Source organism: Neoalteromonas flava (assembly GCF_002807685.1).
Lineage (GTDB): Bacteria > Pseudomonadota > Gammaproteobacteria > Enterobacterales > Alteromonadaceae > Alteromonas_E > Alteromonas_E flava.
Genome location: NZ_PEAX01000005.1, coordinates 367,551 through 382,435 on the forward strand (window position 1 = coordinate 367,551; position 14,885 = coordinate 382,435).

Sequence of the window (14,885 nt, forward strand, 5' to 3'; positions counted from 1 at the left end):
ATGCAATTTACGCTGTTTTATGATGGCAATTGCCCACTATGTATGAAGGAAATGCGTCATCTAATGCAACGCAATCAAAGCGGTAAACTCGTTTTTGAGGACATTAATCAGCCAGATTTTGCGCAGCGCTTCCCTGAACTTGACTACGCGACTTTAGATGCTCGGATCCATGGTCGTTGGTCGGACGGTAAAATATTGACCGGGCTAGACGTTACCTACACTGCGTGGAAGCTAGTAGGGCACGGCTGGCTGTATGCGCCATTGCGCTGGCCATTAATCCGGCCTCTTGCTGATCGCTTTTATCTCTGGTTCGCCCGTCATCGCCATACGCTATCTTATTGGCTTACGGGGCAAAAACGGTGTGACACTGGCCAATGTGCCCTACCTAATAAGGAAAATCCAAATGAGCAGTAACCAGCAGAGAATCCTAATTATTGGTGGTAGCTCAGGCATAGCACAGGCATTGATTGAGCATCACCTATCTGAGCCAGTGGTCGAACGGGTGTATGTGGTTTCTCGCGGTAGCCAAGACTTTTTTCAAGATTCATCCAAGCTGGTGTGGGTAAGTTGTGACACGGGGAATGAGGCGCAAGTTAAGGAATTAATCGCGGAGTGGCAGGCAGAAGACGTTCGCTTTAATCGTGTTATTAGCACCGTTGGCATGCTGCACACGCCAGATGTGCAGCCAGAAAAAAAACTCGAAGACTTAAACATTGATACCTTCACTCAAGTGATTTCGGTGAATACTGGTATCAATGCATTGTGGCTGAAATTTGCAGCTCAATTACTCGAGCAAACCACGCGCAGTGAATGGGTCGTGTTCAGTGCTCGGGTGGGTAGTATCAACGACAATCAGTTAGGGGGATGGTACAGCTACCGCGCATCAAAAGCTGCACTGAATATGCTGATGAAAACTGCCAGCATAGAATTTGCTCGCCGTTTTAAAAAGGCTAAATTAGTCTGTTATCACCCCGGTACAGTAGATACACCTTTGTCAAAGCCTTTCCAAGCGAATGTGAAGCCAAATAAATTGTTTACGCCGGATTTCACGGCTTCTCAATTAATCAAGCATCTACAATCCCTGCCGGATAATAATAATTTGGCGTACATTGATTGGGATGGTAAATCCATACCTTGGTAAGACAAGCCATTAGGAGCAAAAAAAACGATAATTGAAGCAGTTGAGCGAACCGATAAGTGACATTGAGAAGCGATACAGTCTCTAGGCAGGTTGCCATTCTACTGTTAACATACCGCTAACACATGCGCTAGTTTAGAAAGAGCGCGACTACAATAATAAATATAAAGGAAAGATGTTATGGCCGCTGCTAGAGAAGAGTTTGGCTCTCGTTTAGGGTTTATTTTGGCTGCCGCGGGGTCAGCTGTAGGTATCGGTAATTTGGTTGGTTTCCCGGTAGGTGCAGCGAAGAATGGTGGTGGCGCCTTCTTACTAATGTATGCACTTTTCGTTTTCTTAATTTGCTTACCGGTTATGTTGGCTGAAATGTCAGTTGGCCGGCATGCAGGGAAGGATCCCCTAGGTGCATACAGCAAACTGACTAACGGCTCTACACCATGGAAAATAGCGGGTTGGCTCTCGATAATAACGCCATTTATGATAGCCGTATTTTATTTGGTGATTACGGTATGGATATTTGGTTACCTGTTTGAGTCTGCAACCGGTGATCTTGTTCATCTTGCAAACCCTGAAACCTTTGGCACATTCATCAACAGTCAATCCATCTTCATTTATATGGCAGTGGTCTTAGGTATCGTGTATTTGATACTGCAAGGCGGAGTGAAAGAGGGTATCGAAAAAGCGGCTAAGCTTATGATGCCGGCATTGTTTGTCATGCTACTCGCCCTAGTAATATTTGTACTCACCCGAGACAATGCAATAGAAGGCGTTAAGTATTACCTGATCCCAGACTTTAGTAAGATTGATGCTTCAGTCGTAAATGGTGCGCTCTCGCAAGCATTCTTCTCGTTGTCGTTGGGTATGGGGATAATGATCACTTACGGCAGCTACATTAATAAACGAGCTGATATTCCAGGCTCGGCAAAATTGGTGGCATTAACCGATACGGCCGTAGCGTTTGTTGCAGGCTTAATGATCCTTCCGGCGATCTTTTCCTTTAATCCTAACGTGGATCCGACCGAGCTGAGTGAGTCTTCAATCAGCATGATCTTTACGTTCTTACCGAAAATCTTTTTGGCGCTGCAAGCCTCCCTTGGCTATTTGGGAGCAAGTGTCGTTGCCAGCGTGTTCTTCTTGCTGGTGTTCTTTGCTGCCATCACCTCGATTGTCTCTATCTTTGAAGTACCTGTAGCTGCTTTAATTGATGAAAAGGGGATATCACGTAAAGCCGCCCTTGGTATCTTGGGGATATTGTTAGCTATTCTGGCGGTATTCTGCGCGTTATCCTTTGGCATGGTAAGTTTCTTTACTGAATTTACCGGTTACGCTGGCGCTTCCAAGTCGTTCTTTGATGTTGTGTATGACGTTTTCTACGACACAATTTTACCGCTTAACGGCTTATTGATTTGTATATTCGTGATTTACCGCTGGAAAAAACATAACTTCAATGCTGAGTTAGACGAAGGCGCACCAGCCTATAAAGGCTCGTTGTTCGAACGTTACGTTGACTTGTCTGTAGGTACCTTTATTCCTGTTATCTTGTTGATTATTTTCGTTAATACAGTTGCAGTGAAATACTTCGGCGTATCGCTATTCAGCTAACATTGCGTAAGGGCTGGCAAAACGCAATGTCAGCCCAATTGCAGCGCATGATGCGCGCGCATCTATTAACTTTCCTGTGTCATCATTGGCCGTTTCTTCAATTGGAATAAAGTCAGGTTGAGGTAAGTCGAGCTGGGCAGCTGCCCAGCGATAATAGTCATCTCGTCGAGGGTGTTCACTACTCGCTAATACCAGAGTACCGAAGTTGTTCGGCCGTTGCTTTATGATAGCTGACAAGGCGCTAATTACATCAGCTTGATGCACTAAATTAACTCGTTGTTGGCCGTTTTCTATCCTTTGTTTCCTACACAGCGTGCGCACCGGGTGGCGCGCTCGATTAACTAATCCTGCAAGGCGTAATATCGTATGTTGTTGAGGAAATTGCTGGCGTATATTCTCTTCAATTGCAACATGCGCCTTGCCTGATCCGGTCACTGGAGCGGTCGGCGTTTGCTCGTCTACAAGGCCTGAAATATTGCCGTAGACTGCTGTAGTACTGACAAACACAATCTGCTTTTTCGGGTCTTGTTTAGCTAGCTTTAGACAGGCTTGAATGGCACCAACGTAGGCATTGAAATCGGTGTTTTTACGACCTGCAGCAATCGTAAACACCCAAGTAGAAGCGTTACTCAATGCGGGTGTCGAAAAAGTCGCAGGCTTATATACATCTGCATATTGAGCGGTTATGCCGAGGGCGCTGAGTTTTTCCAGCGTAGATGTTGTTCGAGAAGTTCCTACCACCGGGTAGTGAAGGCTGGCTAGGTGCCGCGCTAAAGGGAAACCCAACCAACCGCAGCCAATTACAGCGATCGTTGGTTTACTCGTTTGTTGCATAAACATGACCCAAAAAAATACCCCGCTTAGGCGGGGCATTATAGTGCTTTATGTAGTTAATTACATTTTAAAGCGAGGGTTCTCGATATCCAGCATGTTCAATGAGCTCAGCTCCTTAACGCTGTTCGCTAATTTTGCTTCCGCAAGGTCGGCACTGCTCAGTGTCATGCAGAGGTTTTCAGCTTTTTCTTCAAGTTCGTCAGTTTGAAATTCGACGCGTTGTTCGATTTGTTCACCAAAGTTCTCCATCTTGGCTTCAAACGCACTCATATCGCCGCCGCCCATGACCATCTCTGTACCGATAGCAACTAAAAGACGGCCAATCGATTTGCCAACCATATCTTCAATTTTATTTTCCAGCTCAGATTCCCATGCAGGGCTGACCCAACGTCCATCGTTGTCATCTGAAGAGCGCATAGTAAAAGTACCATCCGCGGCATAAAACTGTTCGTTAACACTGGTATTTAGATCGGCGAAGAAATCGTCAAATTCATTGACAAGCGGGTCGTCATAGCCCAGCAGTTCGCCAAACGCTTCAGTTACCGCACCACTGGCTATTTCAAGTGCATCCACAGCAATTTCAGCAGTCATGGGGATCGCAGTTGTGATCGATGAATAATACTGCTGCGCATCGGCTTTTTGCTCGGCGGTTAAATCTAGGCTGTCACGGTTAATATCAATTTGACCGTCAGGGGTAAAATGCGCGATATCACCATTTTCAAGGGTGATAGACAGAACCTCATCTTTAAAAGAGAGTTCGCCTTCAAAGTTAATATTACAACTGTCAGTAAAATTGGTGTGCGCCAATGCTGAAGTGCTGGTAGCTAGAATTACTGCCATTGCTGAGTGAGTCATAAAAGTACGCATTTTCATCATTAATCCATTCCTTATCGTGGTTTAATTATCCTTATTCATTTCTTGGGCCAGTTTTTAAAATTATTTAATATCAATGGGTTAGTTATTTTTGAGAGAGGTTGGCAAGAAAGGTAAACTTAAAAAGTAGCGATGTTGGCAAACAGTTGGTCAATTTGACCAAGGTCAATAAATCTGCAAAAAATAGTTAAGTGGCATACCATTGATAAACAGCTTAAGGCATAATGCGCGCACTTTAGAAAAGGGGTTTTTAACATGGCTGATTGGTTAAACGCGATTTTGTTTGGCGTGACATTAGTTGCACTGGTCTTGGGTTTAAGCAGTGTTATTATGGGCTTCTTATCCGATAAAACTGGCGCAGAAGCGCTCAAAGAGCGCATCGAATATGGTTATTTAGGGGTATCTGGTATCGCCCTTAGTGGATTACTCAGTTACTTACTGATTTAGTCTTTAACCTGCATCACGTTGTCGCGCTGGTAGGCCTTCAAACCAAATAAAGGCAACATCGCGATGGCGTGATCGAATATATCTGCTTGGATCCCTTCATACGCGACCCAGTCTTTGTTGGCGCTAAAACAATAAACTTCTAGCGGCAAACCTACCTCAGTCGGTGCTAACTGCCTAACCATCATGGTCATATCTTTATTAATTTCCGGATGATTACTGATATAACTGCGCAAGTACGCGCGAAACGTACCTAAGTTAGTTAAGCGACGGCTATTCAGCAAGTCCTGTTCGTCAATGTGCTGATCAGTATGATAACTTTTCAGGACGTTGAGCTTATCCGCGATATAGGCTTTGATGTAGCGGATTTTGCCAAATTCTTGCAGCATATCCTGGTCACAAAATTTCACACTGCGCAGGTCGATGTTTATTGCCCGTTTGATCCGGCGGCCGCCTGATTCACTCATACCACGCCAGTTCTTGACTGCTTCGGTGGTTAAGGAGTAGGTGGGCAGAGTCGATATCGTTTTATCCCAATTTTGCACTTTAACGTTGGTTAGTCCGATCAGCAGTATCTCGCCGTCCACATCGTATTTTGGCATCGCAATCCAATCACCTGTGTTAAACATGCGATTAGCCGCAATTTGGATGCCTGCTACAAAGCCTAAGATGGTATCGCGGAAAATAAGTAACAAAACAGCAGCGATGGCGGTCATACCAGAGAGCAGGATAATCGGGCTTTTATCGATAAGTAAACTGATCACCAGAATAATCACGATCATAGTAAACAGCAGCTTAGCGACCTGAATAAAGCCAGTGATTGGTGCCCGTTTGGCCAGCGAAGACTTATTATAGATGTCTTCAATCGTGTTTAGCACCGCACTGATAATTAACAGCGAGGCCAACGCCAAATAGATCATGGATAATTTTTCGATGACCGAGAGTAGCTTAGAGTCATCGGGTAAGAGAGCATAGGCCACTAGGCTTATCGCGATCGCTGGCACAATGTGGCCACAGCGTTTGAAGAAATGGTGCCGGTGCAGCTCATCGTCCCACTGACTGCGAGTGCGCATTACAAAATGCGTAACCTTGTCACTGACCACAATTCGAGTGACCCAAAGCGACAACACAGCACTAAGCAAAATCACCAAACATGCTGCAGCGAAGTATGCAACACTATCCAGTGTCGCTGCAGGCACAAGCATTTGGACTTGCTCAAGCAACACTTGTTTAACGTTGAGTTCGCTTAACATAAGTTAGTTTCCTAATAGGGTTTTTAGGCGTTGATCTTTGGCACACCAAAGTTCATTTAACCAACGCTGAAAGCGCGCCTTAAAAGAGGCATTGTTAAAGTAGTCGCCAATCACATCTTCGGTTACAGGTAACACATTAACATCAATGATGATGCTGCGCATTTGGCCGCTTAACATTTCGAGCATGGGATGGCGACGATTGTGCGGGTAGGCTAAAGAGATATCTAGAATGTTAGTAAACAGTTCACCCATTGCAGCCAGAGTGAACGCAATACCGCCAGCCTTGGGGGGTAAAAGACACTCAAACTCACTGCCTTTCAACTGATGTTTTACAGGGGTAAAACGTGTACCTTCGACGAAATTGATCACTGTAGTTGGTTGCGATTTGAATTTCTCGCAGGATTTCCGCGTAGTTTCGATGTCCTTGCCGCGCAAATGCGGATTTTTCGCTACAAAGGCTTGTGAGTAGCGGCGCATGAACGGCATATCGAGCGCCCAGGCTCCGAGCCCAACAAATGGCATCCAGATCAGTTCTTTCTTAAGGAAAAATTTCGGCGGAGGAATACGCTTGTGGGCAAAATGGATCAACAAAACAATGTCCAAATAACTTAAATGGTTAGCAATAATTAAGTACCAACTCTGCTGACTAAGTTGCCCGTCGACGCGATATTCAATAGTAATTGGATTAAATAACTTGATCATTGCTACGCTGATTTGACCAAAAGCGAGCAAAAATATATTCATTAACGGGTTAATGAATCGTTGTGTAATCGCTTGAGGGATGATCAACTTCAGCAAACCGAACATGATGATAAGCAAACCCCAAATCGCTAAATTGAGCAGTTGCAGGGGTAAGTGAAGAAGAAAAATAATGGGAGCGAAAACGACACGCATCATACGGCTAGTCCTGCGTTGAAAGTTGTTTAAGTTGCTGGTCTTTTTGCGCCCATACACTATTTAGCCATTGTTGAAAAATGGCGCGTTGTTCAGGGTCATCAAAGTAGCGTTGGGTAAATATGTTTTGGCTAAAAAGATCGGCGATGGGCGTGACCGTTATATTCACTTTAATGTCTTTCACTTTGCCGCAAACAAAATCCCAATAGGAAGGAATGCCCTGCGGGTAGTAAATCGTAACATCAACCAATTTATGCAACTGCGAGCCCATAGCGCTAAGCACAAAAGCGATACCTCCGGCACGGGGTTTCAGGAGGTGTTCGTATGGGCTCAACTGCCGAGCGTGTTTACTGGGCGTCAAACGAGTACCTTCAATGAAATTCATCACACTGACCGGTTTGTGCTGAAATTTTTCACAGGCTTTACGCGTAGTTTCCAAATCTTTACCTTTCAAATGTGGGTTCTTCGCCAGAAAGGATTTGCTGTACCGACGCATAAACGGGAAATCGAGAGCCCACCATGCGAGCCCGAGAAAGGGAACCCAAATCAACTCTTGTTTGAGAAAAAATTTTAAGAACGGAATTTTGCGATTAAACACCCGCTGTAAAACTAAAATATCGACCCAACTTTGATGGTTTGCAATGACTAAATACCAATCGTCAGTCGAAAGTGAATCAAGACCGTTGACGTTCCACTTGACGCGACTAAAGATGTTTTGATTCAGTCGGTTGATTGTTATCCAGTTGGTTGCACATCCGTCAAGTAAGTGGGAAAGGCCGCGTCGCCAGATAGGAACGGGAATCAATTTGAGCACCGACAGCAACATTATCGGGATCACCCAAAAAATTGTATTCAGAAAATACAGAATTACGGACAGGCTGCCAGCAATGGTGTAGCCTATTTGCTTAAACATTTTGCAACTAACCCTTTCGCGACCGATAAAAGCGCGCATTGTAAACGAAAACCGCTAAAATCCGAATACATGCGTGGATAAAAACAATAGGAGCACACTATGTCAGACATCATTTCATGTAAAGCCGCCGTGGCATGGGAGGCAGGTAAGCCGCTGTCCATTGAAACCGTGGACGTAATGCCGCCGCAGCGTGGCGAAGTTAGGATCCGGATTGTTTCCTCAGGGGTTTGTCATACCGATGCCTACACACTGTCGGGGGATGATCCCGAAGGTAAGTTCCCCTGTATCCTCGGGCACGAAGGAGGCGGTATCGTCGAGTCTATTGGAGAAGGCGTTACTTCAGTCGCCGTAGGGGACCATGTTATTCCACTGTACACACCCGAATGCGGTGAGTGTAAGTTTTGTCAATCGGGAAAAACGAATTTATGTCAGAAGATCCGGTCAACTCAGGGTCAGGGGTTAATGCCGGACGGCACTACGCGCTTTTCAATTAATGGCCAGCCAATCTACCATTATATGGGGTGTTCAACATTCTCAGAGTACACCGTGCTACCTGAAATATCATTGGCCAAAATAAACCCTAATGCGTCACTTGAGGAAGTCTGCTTGCTCGGTTGTGGAGTAACCACCGGCATGGGGGCTGTGTTAAATACCGCGAAAGTTGAAGAAGGTGCTACCGTCGCGATCTTCGGCTTGGGTGGGATTGGGTTATCTGCGGTTATTGGTGCAGTAATGGCTAAAGCATCACGTATTGTCGCCATTGATATTAACACCAGTAAATTTGATTTAGCGCAGAAATTAGGAGCCACTGATGTGGTTAATCCGCAGGATTATGATAAACCCATTCAGGACGTTATTGTTGAGATGACCGATGGCGGAGTGGACTATTCGTTTGAGTGTATTGGCAACGTAAATGTTATGCGTAGCGCGTTGGAGTGTTGCCATAAAGGCTGGGGTGAGTCTGTAATTATCGGAGTGGCTGGGGCAGGACAAGAAATCTCTACAAGGCCTTTCCAATTGGTTACCGGTCGAGTTTGGCGCGGCACCGCGTTTGGGGGCGTTAAAGGCAGAACGCAGTTGCCCGGGATTGTTGAGCAATACCTTGCTGGCGAAATCCCTTTACATGAATTTGTAACGCACAAAATGGGATTAGCGGATATTAATCAAGCTTTTGACTTGATGCATGAGGGCAAAAGTATTCGCAGCGTAATTAATTTCTAACAGGGCAGCTACTATGAAAGTTTTATCTACACAGCGCGTGTTTGAGGGACTTTTGATCCGCTTTGAACACCCATCGAATGTGAATCATTGCACCATGACTGCCAGCGTGTTTTTACCACCTTTGGCGACACAGGGGGCGGATCCCAAGGCAGTTCCAGTGCTTTATTGGCTCTCAGGTCTTACGTGCAATGATCAAAACTTTGCCCAGAAAGCAGGAGCGTTTCGAGCCGCAGCGGATCTCAATATTGCTATCGTTATGCCGGATACAAGTCCGCGCGGATACGGCGTGGCTGATGATCCGGACGGCGCGTATGACTTTGGCTTAGGTGCAGGTTTTTACCTGAATGCGACTCAAGCGGAGTTCGCACTTAATTACAATATGTACGACTATGTAACCCAAGAATTGCCTAAAATCATTGAAGCCCACTTTAATGTAACCAAAGATAAAAGCATCAGCGGTCATTCCATGGGCGGTCACGGAGCATTAGTGATTGGGTTACGCGAATCAGCAGCGTATCGGTCGGTTTCTGCATTCAGTCCAATTTGCCATCCCATGGAATGTGAATGGGGGCAAAAAGCGTTCAGCGGTTATCTCGGAAACGACAAAGCCAAATGGGCCATGTACGATGCCACGGATTTGCTATCGCACGCGACAGAAATACCGCCAATTCGCATCGATCAGGGCAGTGACGATGAGTTTTTGGTGGAACAATTGATGCCAGATAGTTTGATCAAGGCGGCGCAGGAGAATGATCTCAGTCTGAATTATTCCCTGCACACCGGCTATGACCACAGTTATTATTTTATCGCTACATTCATCGACCAACATCTGGCCTTTCATGCCAAGCACCTGTTTGCTGGTGAAGCAGAGTAAAAGGAGCGGAACTAAAGATGTCTGTGGATCAGTTGATGACGAAAAATGTGGTCACCGTAAACATGGATGACCGCTTGAAAGTGGTGCGGGACTTATTTATCAAGCACCGTTTTCATCATCTGCTCGTGGTAGATGATAATCATGTGCTCGTGGCGGTCATTTCTGACCGAGATTACTTCAAAGCAACGACGCCGACAGTTGATTTACCGGCGGCTCGCGCGAAAGATTTGGCTACGCTAGATAAACGCGTTCATCAAATCGTTAAACGTAAGCTGGTTAGCATCCGGCAAGGGGATTCGCTGAAACATGCCATAACCACATTCAAGCAATATAAGGTTTCCTGCTTGCCTGTGGTTAACCCCGACGGCAAACCGGTCGGGGTTATTACTTGGCGAGACATCATTAATTGGCTTTATGAGAAGATTAATAAATCCCAAAGTTAGTGCCGTCGCAAGATAATAAATGCGCGTAGTTTTTGCTTGCCATAACCTGACATCTTGAGAAAGTCCTGATTACTGATGGGGATATGCTGATATTCCAAGGGGTTGGTGGTTTCACTTTCAGCATCCGGATCATGCAAGTAAAAACAGGCTTCATCAATATGGGTTATGCACACCCAGTGGGGTGTTTTGCTATTACTCAAATGATATGTACTGATCAAACCCACAATGGCATCACCTTGCATTAGATGCTGCTGCAACATGTCCAGCGTCGGCGTAGTTTCGTGCAACTGAATCGCCGTTTGCTGCATTTCATCGCGAAAGGTTTGCTCAACAACCTGCATGATGTGTTTTTTCTCAGCGCTGCGCACCCCATCAATGAATAATCCCTCGGCATAAGAAACATAGACTTCAACGGCAAAATCACGTCGATGAGCCGCTAGTGCTAAGCCATACGGGTGACAACCGCCATGACCTGAAGTCATATAAATTGAGGTGGCCTCGCGCCACAGAGCTAATTCAAGGGTTTGCGTCATTTGTATGGCGTCATCTAAATGATGCATGGCCATCAACAGTGCTGACGGTCCGCAGGTAAATTCAGTGGTCTGGCGGTACCAAGGGTAGCGTGGTAGCAAAGTTTGCACTGCCAATTGACGGATAGGCTTTTGCATCCGAATCGCGTCAATATTGTTCGCGTAGTATTCCGCATAAACACCAAACGGCTCATACCCTGCACGCTTATAAAGTGTGATTGCTGAGGTATTGTTTTCTGCAACTTCCAAGCGCATAAACAAGCGGCCTTGCTTGAGCGCAGCTTGCTCTAATCGTTGCAGTAATGCTGCGCCTAACCCCGAACCTCGCGTACTTGGACTTATAGCAATAGAATAAAGACGCGCGAGTTGAGTACCTTTGCGCAGTAACACCAATCCATAGCCGAGTACTTGACGATCGACTTCTGCGACCAGGAATATGCAATTCTCGGCAGCAACCCAGTGCTTGAATCGTTTGGCTGACAAACGATCAGTAGCAAAAGCTTCACACTCCAAAGCATATAGTTGCGCGACATCAGCGCGCTGCGCCGCACGAAAAACGACTGAGTCCAAGTTCAACATGGTTAGCGACCTCGCGCCTCCAGACGCTGCGCGAATTCTTCCATAATGATGGTGTACAATTCTTTGCCTAAATAAACATCTTCAACTTTGGACTCGATGGATGGGTTATCGTTGACCTCAATCACATAGACTTTATTTTGAATTTGCTTAATGTCTACGCCGTATAACCCTTTACCAATGACTGCACTCGCGCGCACTGCCGCATCAAGAACAGGTCGAGGCACTTCAAACGTCGGTAAGGTTTCAAAGCCGCCACTGAAGTCTTTTTTCGATTCATGGTTGTAAATTTGCCAATGGTTACGTGCCATAAAATAGCGGCAGGCGTAAATCGGCTTGCCATTGAGTACACCAATGCGCCAGTCATAGTCAGTAAACAGGAATTCTTGTACCAGCACGATAGAAGAATGTTCAAGCATCTGCGTTAAACGGGCACGCAATTCGTCACGGCTTTCTACCTTATGTACACCCAAAGAGAACGCGCTTTCAGGTAATTTAAGTACCATCGGATAACCGTAGCGCTGTTCCAAGTCGGCACAGACCTCAGCACTGCATGATGAGACAAATTCACTGCGTGGCGCTGGTACATTACTGTAGGTAAACGCATCCTGTAAGAACACTTTGTTGCAACAGCGTAAAATCGACGTCGCGTCGTCAATTACAACCAGGCCATGTTGTTCCGCGCGCCGAGCGATGCGGTACGTATGGTGATTGATTGCCGTCGTTTCGCGAATGAACAGCGCATCATAGGTATCGATTAAATGCACTTGATCCGGGGTAATTAATTCAGCATCAATACCCACCCGTTGCGCAGCTTTGACAAAGTTAGCTAGCGCCTTGCTGTCACTTGGTGGGGTTTTCTCTTCTGGGTTATACAAAATAGCCATGTCCCAGCGAGCAGTCTTATTGCTGCGTGCGCCTACAAAGGTCGATTCGGTGAAACGTTGCAGCGCAGCAGAGAACAACGCAGTTTGCTCACTGTCCAGGCTTTCGACTGAAACTGTCTGTACCGAGGCTAACGCGACGGTTTGAGTTTTGCTCAGAACGACTTTAAGAATAGGTGCAGGGAACAGTCCAAACAGGTGTTTAGCGACCTTTCTGTAGTTTTCAATTGGACTCTGACCAAAAAATACCAGCAGCTCGATGCTTTCATCCATTTTCAGATGTTTGCTTTGTGCGTTAGTCAAAGCCACCTGACGGGCTTGACCGTGAGCGTCGAGCTTTAAATCGTTAATGGTGCTGACGCTAGGCAAAACTTGATGTTTCCGTGCTTCAGCCAATAGCGAGCAATAATAACCTTCGCCTAAATAACGACTGGTGTCACATAAATTAATGACCAACATCTTTGGCTCACCTTTTTTGGGGTAATGCGCTAAGTAGTCGGCAAAAAGTTCGACGGGAATGTCTGTAGTACCGATATCAATTTCGGAATCGGCAACGATTAATGGTTTGGCCACGGAGATAACAAGTGTAATAAAAGACGCGTGGAATATAGGCTATTCTTTGTGCAACGCAAGTGTCCACAAGGGTTATTTACGTGACTTTTTTTTATCGTCACGATTAGATCTATAAATCGATTGTTAACTAGCTTAAGAGCGGGTTTGTGCCGACATGTCGCTCGCTTTAAAACCTTTATATGCTGAGCCGGCAATTAGAATGGACTCAGTTAACGGAGATTGACGTGTGCGACAGGAGATGTAGCAGGTAACTTTTTAAATCGTACCAGGAAGTGATATTATCCGCCGGTAATCTGTAATTCCCGCGTAAAAGGCGTAAAGCGTGAGCAATCTTGATCAACATAGACGATTATCTGTAGCCCCCATGTTGGATTGGACAGACAAACATTGCCGCTATTTTTATCGCTTGATGTCTAAACAAACCTTGTTGTATACAGAAATGGTCACTACTGGGGCCATCATCTATGGCAAAGGAGATTATCTCGAATTTAATCCTGCTGAGCATCCAGTCGCTCTTCAGCTAGGCGGTTCTGACACCGATGCCATGGCTCGCTGTGCAGTGCTGGCTCAAGAGCGCGGCTATGATGAAGTCAATATCAACGTTGGTTGTCCTTCAGATCGAGTACAAAATGGTCGTTTTGGTGCCTGCTTGATGGCAGAGCCAAGCGTAGTGGCTGATTGCATACAAGCTATGCAGGCTGAAGTCGATATTCCGATTACTGTTAAATGCAGGATAGGCATAGATGATATGGATGAATATGCGGATTTGAGCCGCTTCATTCAAACAGTAGCTAATGCCGGTTGCGATACTTTTATTGTGCATGCACGCAAAGCGTGGTTGCAGGGCCTGAGTCCGAAAGAAAACCGCGATATTCCGCCATTGTCTTATCCACGGGTATATGCATTAAAACAAGAATTCCCCGAACTCTCGATCAGTATTAATGGCGGAATTAAGTCCTTTGCCGAAGCCAAAGAGCATCTCAAGCATGTTGATGGCGTAATGATCGGACGCGAGATCTATGCGAACCCCTATCTGTTAGCCGCAGCCGATCGTGACATTTTTGATCAGGACCATCACGCACTAACCCGCGAGCAGATCGTAACCAAAATGAGTGAATATATTCGCCAGGAAGTTGCTGCTGGTGCGCGTGAATGGCACATCGCGCGTCATATGCTCGGTTTGTTTCAAGGGCAGCCCGGTGGGCGAGTTTGGCGCCGTTACTTGAGTCAAAATGGTACAGGCCGTTCACCCCAGCCTGATATCGTACTGCATGGTTTAGACGCTGTTTTAGCTGCTGCAGAGCAGGTGCGACTGCGCTCATCGTTAGCTTCCTAACCAACTCTGTTTATAATTTGGTCAAAATGACTACATGTGGTGGTTAAATTGACCAGTCCGGTCATTTGTACGCTCTAATTCATTTATCATAACTTCTCCATAATTTCAAAAAATCAATATTAATCAGTGGCTTATTCGATTTTCGCAGAATTGGCACAAGCTTCGCTATATCTATTCCAAGTCAACGGTGAATACCAAGATAGAGAGAATGGATTATGAAAGTTATCACACGCATCACAGCAACATTGGTTTTGGGCGCTAGTTTGTTAAGTCCTGCTGCAATGGCGCAGGAAAATGTCTTACAAAGTATGGTAAGCCGCATGCTGACCAGTGTTGTCGAAATTACGGTCGATGAGTTGCAAAACCAAGCGGCAGAGGCAGTAGCCAATACCGCTCACAATATTTCTGAGCACGACAGTGAAATCAAAGCAAAAGTGAAAGTCACTGAATTGACCGCGGCAGAATCGCAAAACAACGAATTACCTAAATCAGAATAA

General features: G+C 45.7%; 16 protein-coding genes. 9 read left to right on the plus strand and 7 right to left on the minus strand.

All coding sequences use genetic code 11. From position 1 onward, the window contains the following. The 3 genes from CSH92_RS13620 (at position 1) to CSH92_RS13630 (ending at position 2,740) form a co-directional block, all read left to right on the plus strand. Positions 1–414: a thiol-disulfide oxidoreductase DCC family protein gene (locus tag CSH92_RS13620; RefSeq protein WP_100658182.1), complete on the plus strand. Its 414-nt coding sequence runs from the start codon at positions 1–3 to the stop codon at positions 412–414. After that, the gene (locus CSH92_RS13625) at positions 404–1,141 is read left to right on the plus strand and encodes an SDR family NAD(P)-dependent oxidoreductase (protein ID WP_100658183.1); all 738 of its coding nucleotides are present in this window, start codon (positions 404–406) and stop codon (positions 1,139–1,141) included. The genes CSH92_RS13620 and CSH92_RS13625 overlap by 11 nt, the downstream gene beginning before the upstream one ends. A gap of 177 nt (positions 1,142–1,318) precedes the next feature. Beyond that, positions 1,319–2,740 (plus strand): sodium-dependent transporter, encoded by a 1,422-nt coding sequence (locus CSH92_RS13630; protein WP_100658184.1) that lies wholly within the window; start codon positions 1,319–1,321, stop codon positions 2,738–2,740. On the opposite strand, the gene CSH92_RS13635 is transcribed toward CSH92_RS13630, so the two are convergent. Beyond that, positions 2,729–3,574, minus strand: a complete 846-nt coding sequence (locus CSH92_RS13635; RefSeq protein WP_164084750.1) for an NAD(P)H-binding protein — start codon at positions 3,572–3,574, stop codon at positions 2,729–2,731. The two genes, CSH92_RS13630 and CSH92_RS13635, sit on opposite strands and share 12 nt — an antisense overlap. Positions 3,575–3,634: 60 nt before the next feature. Then, the gene (locus CSH92_RS13640; protein WP_100658186.1) at positions 3,635–4,450 is read right to left on the minus strand and encodes a DUF2884 family protein; all 816 of its coding nucleotides are present in this window, start codon (positions 4,448–4,450) and stop codon (positions 3,635–3,637) included. Positions 4,451–4,702: 252 nt separating this feature from the next. Between CSH92_RS13640 and CSH92_RS13645 the strand changes: the two genes are divergently transcribed. Next, positions 4,703–4,894 carry a hypothetical protein gene (locus tag CSH92_RS13645; RefSeq protein ID WP_100658187.1) on the plus strand — a complete coding sequence of 64 codons (192 nt, stop codon included), beginning with the start codon at positions 4,703–4,705 and terminating at the stop codon, positions 4,892–4,894. Here CSH92_RS13645 and CSH92_RS13650 read toward each other — a convergent pair. Genes CSH92_RS13650 through CSH92_RS13660 form a run of 3 tightly spaced genes read right to left on the minus strand, consistent with a single transcriptional unit; the run spans position 4,891 to position 7,951 of the window. Beyond that, positions 4,891–6,144: a mechanosensitive ion channel family protein gene (locus CSH92_RS13650; RefSeq protein WP_100658188.1), complete on the minus strand. Its 1,254-nt coding sequence runs from the start codon at positions 6,142–6,144 to the stop codon at positions 4,891–4,893. The genes CSH92_RS13645 and CSH92_RS13650 overlap by 4 nt on opposite strands. A 3-nt stretch (positions 6,145–6,147) precedes the next feature. Further along, positions 6,148–7,041: an acyltransferase gene (locus tag CSH92_RS13655; protein ID WP_100658189.1), complete on the minus strand. Its 894-nt coding sequence runs from the start codon at positions 7,039–7,041 to the stop codon at positions 6,148–6,150. 4 nt (positions 7,042–7,045) lie between these two features. Next, positions 7,046–7,951 (minus strand): acyltransferase, encoded by a 906-nt coding sequence (locus CSH92_RS13660; RefSeq protein WP_100658238.1) that lies wholly within the window; start codon positions 7,949–7,951, stop codon positions 7,046–7,048. 99 nt (positions 7,952–8,050) lie between these two features. On the opposite strand from CSH92_RS13660, the gene CSH92_RS13665 reads away from it, so the two are divergent. The 3 genes from CSH92_RS13665 to CSH92_RS13675 are packed head-to-tail and all read left to right on the plus strand — an operon-like array spanning position 8,051 to position 10,489. Then, a complete protein-coding gene (locus CSH92_RS13665; protein ID WP_100658190.1) occupies positions 8,051–9,172 on the plus strand; it encodes an S-(hydroxymethyl)glutathione dehydrogenase/class III alcohol dehydrogenase in 1,122 nt (373 codons plus the stop codon). Positions 9,173–9,185: 13 nt separating this feature from the next. Further along, on the plus strand, positions 9,186–10,046 hold the full coding sequence (gene fghA, locus CSH92_RS13670) for an S-formylglutathione hydrolase (protein ID WP_100658191.1): 861 nt from the start codon (positions 9,186–9,188) through the stop codon (positions 10,044–10,046). 17 nt (positions 10,047–10,063) lie between these two features. Then, on the plus strand, positions 10,064–10,489 hold the full coding sequence (locus CSH92_RS13675) for a CBS domain-containing protein (protein WP_100658192.1): 426 nt from the start codon (positions 10,064–10,066) through the stop codon (positions 10,487–10,489). Here the strand turns inward: CSH92_RS13675 and CSH92_RS13680 are convergent. After that, positions 10,486–11,598: a GNAT family N-acetyltransferase/peptidase C39 family protein gene (locus CSH92_RS13680; protein ID WP_100658193.1), complete on the minus strand. Its 1,113-nt coding sequence runs from the start codon at positions 11,596–11,598 to the stop codon at positions 10,486–10,488. The genes CSH92_RS13675 and CSH92_RS13680 overlap by 4 nt on opposite strands. Before the next feature lie 2 nt (positions 11,599–11,600). Further along, positions 11,601–13,052 (minus strand): RimK family protein, encoded by a 1,452-nt coding sequence (locus tag CSH92_RS13685; protein WP_100658194.1) that lies wholly within the window; start codon positions 13,050–13,052, stop codon positions 11,601–11,603. A 364-nt stretch (positions 13,053–13,416) separates the two neighbouring features. Between CSH92_RS13685 and dusA the strand changes: the two genes are divergently transcribed. Together dusA and CSH92_RS13695 are read left to right on the plus strand one after the other, a co-directional pair. Next, a complete protein-coding gene (gene dusA, locus CSH92_RS13690; RefSeq protein WP_240612826.1) occupies positions 13,417–14,388 on the plus strand; it encodes a tRNA dihydrouridine(20/20a) synthase DusA in 972 nt (323 codons plus the stop codon). A 215-nt stretch (positions 14,389–14,603) separates the two neighbouring features. Further along, positions 14,604–14,885, plus strand: coding sequence for a hypothetical protein (locus CSH92_RS13695; RefSeq protein WP_100658196.1), 282 nt, complete (start codon positions 14,604–14,606; stop codon positions 14,883–14,885).

What these genes read in the sequence shown, in the direction of transcription:
- CSH92_RS13640 (WP_100658186.1), bottom strand. Translation starts at nt 4,450, where the DNA reads ATGATGAAAATGCGTACTTTTATGACTCACTCAGCAATGGCAGTAATT.
- CSH92_RS13620 (WP_100658182.1), top strand. Translation starts at nt 1, where the DNA reads ATGCAATTTACGCTGTTTTATGATGGCAATTGCCCACTATGTATGAAG.
- CSH92_RS13645 (WP_100658187.1), top strand. Translation starts at nt 4,703, where the DNA reads ATGGCTGATTGGTTAAACGCGATTTTGTTTGGCGTGACATTAGTTGCA.
- CSH92_RS13655 (WP_100658189.1), bottom strand. Translation starts at nt 7,041, where the DNA reads ATGATGCGTGTCGTTTTCGCTCCCATTATTTTTCTTCTTCACTTACCC.
- fghA (WP_100658191.1), top strand. Translation starts at nt 9,186, where the DNA reads ATGAAAGTTTTATCTACACAGCGCGTGTTTGAGGGACTTTTGATCCGC.
- CSH92_RS13675 (WP_100658192.1), top strand. Translation starts at nt 10,064, where the DNA reads ATGTCTGTGGATCAGTTGATGACGAAAAATGTGGTCACCGTAAACATG.
- CSH92_RS13695 (WP_100658196.1), top strand. Translation starts at nt 14,604, where the DNA reads ATGAAAGTTATCACACGCATCACAGCAACATTGGTTTTGGGCGCTAGT.
- CSH92_RS13680 (WP_100658193.1), bottom strand. Translation starts at nt 11,598, where the DNA reads ATGTTGAACTTGGACTCAGTCGTTTTTCGTGCGGCGCAGCGCGCTGAT.
- CSH92_RS13650 (WP_100658188.1), bottom strand. Translation starts at nt 6,144, where the DNA reads ATGTTAAGCGAACTCAACGTTAAACAAGTGTTGCTTGAGCAAGTCCAA.
- CSH92_RS13630 (WP_100658184.1), top strand. Translation starts at nt 1,319, where the DNA reads ATGGCCGCTGCTAGAGAAGAGTTTGGCTCTCGTTTAGGGTTTATTTTG.
- CSH92_RS13625 (WP_100658183.1), top strand. Translation starts at nt 404, where the DNA reads ATGAGCAGTAACCAGCAGAGAATCCTAATTATTGGTGGTAGCTCAGGC.
- CSH92_RS13660 (WP_100658238.1), bottom strand. Translation starts at nt 7,951, where the DNA reads ATGTTTAAGCAAATAGGCTACACCATTGCTGGCAGCCTGTCCGTAATT.
- CSH92_RS13635 (WP_164084750.1), bottom strand. Translation starts at nt 3,574, where the DNA reads ATGCAACAAACGAGTAAACCAACGATCGCTGTAATTGGCTGCGGTTGG.
- dusA (WP_240612826.1), top strand. Translation starts at nt 13,417, where the DNA reads ATGTTGGATTGGACAGACAAACATTGCCGCTATTTTTATCGCTTGATG.
- CSH92_RS13665 (WP_100658190.1), top strand. Translation starts at nt 8,051, where the DNA reads ATGTCAGACATCATTTCATGTAAAGCCGCCGTGGCATGGGAGGCAGGT.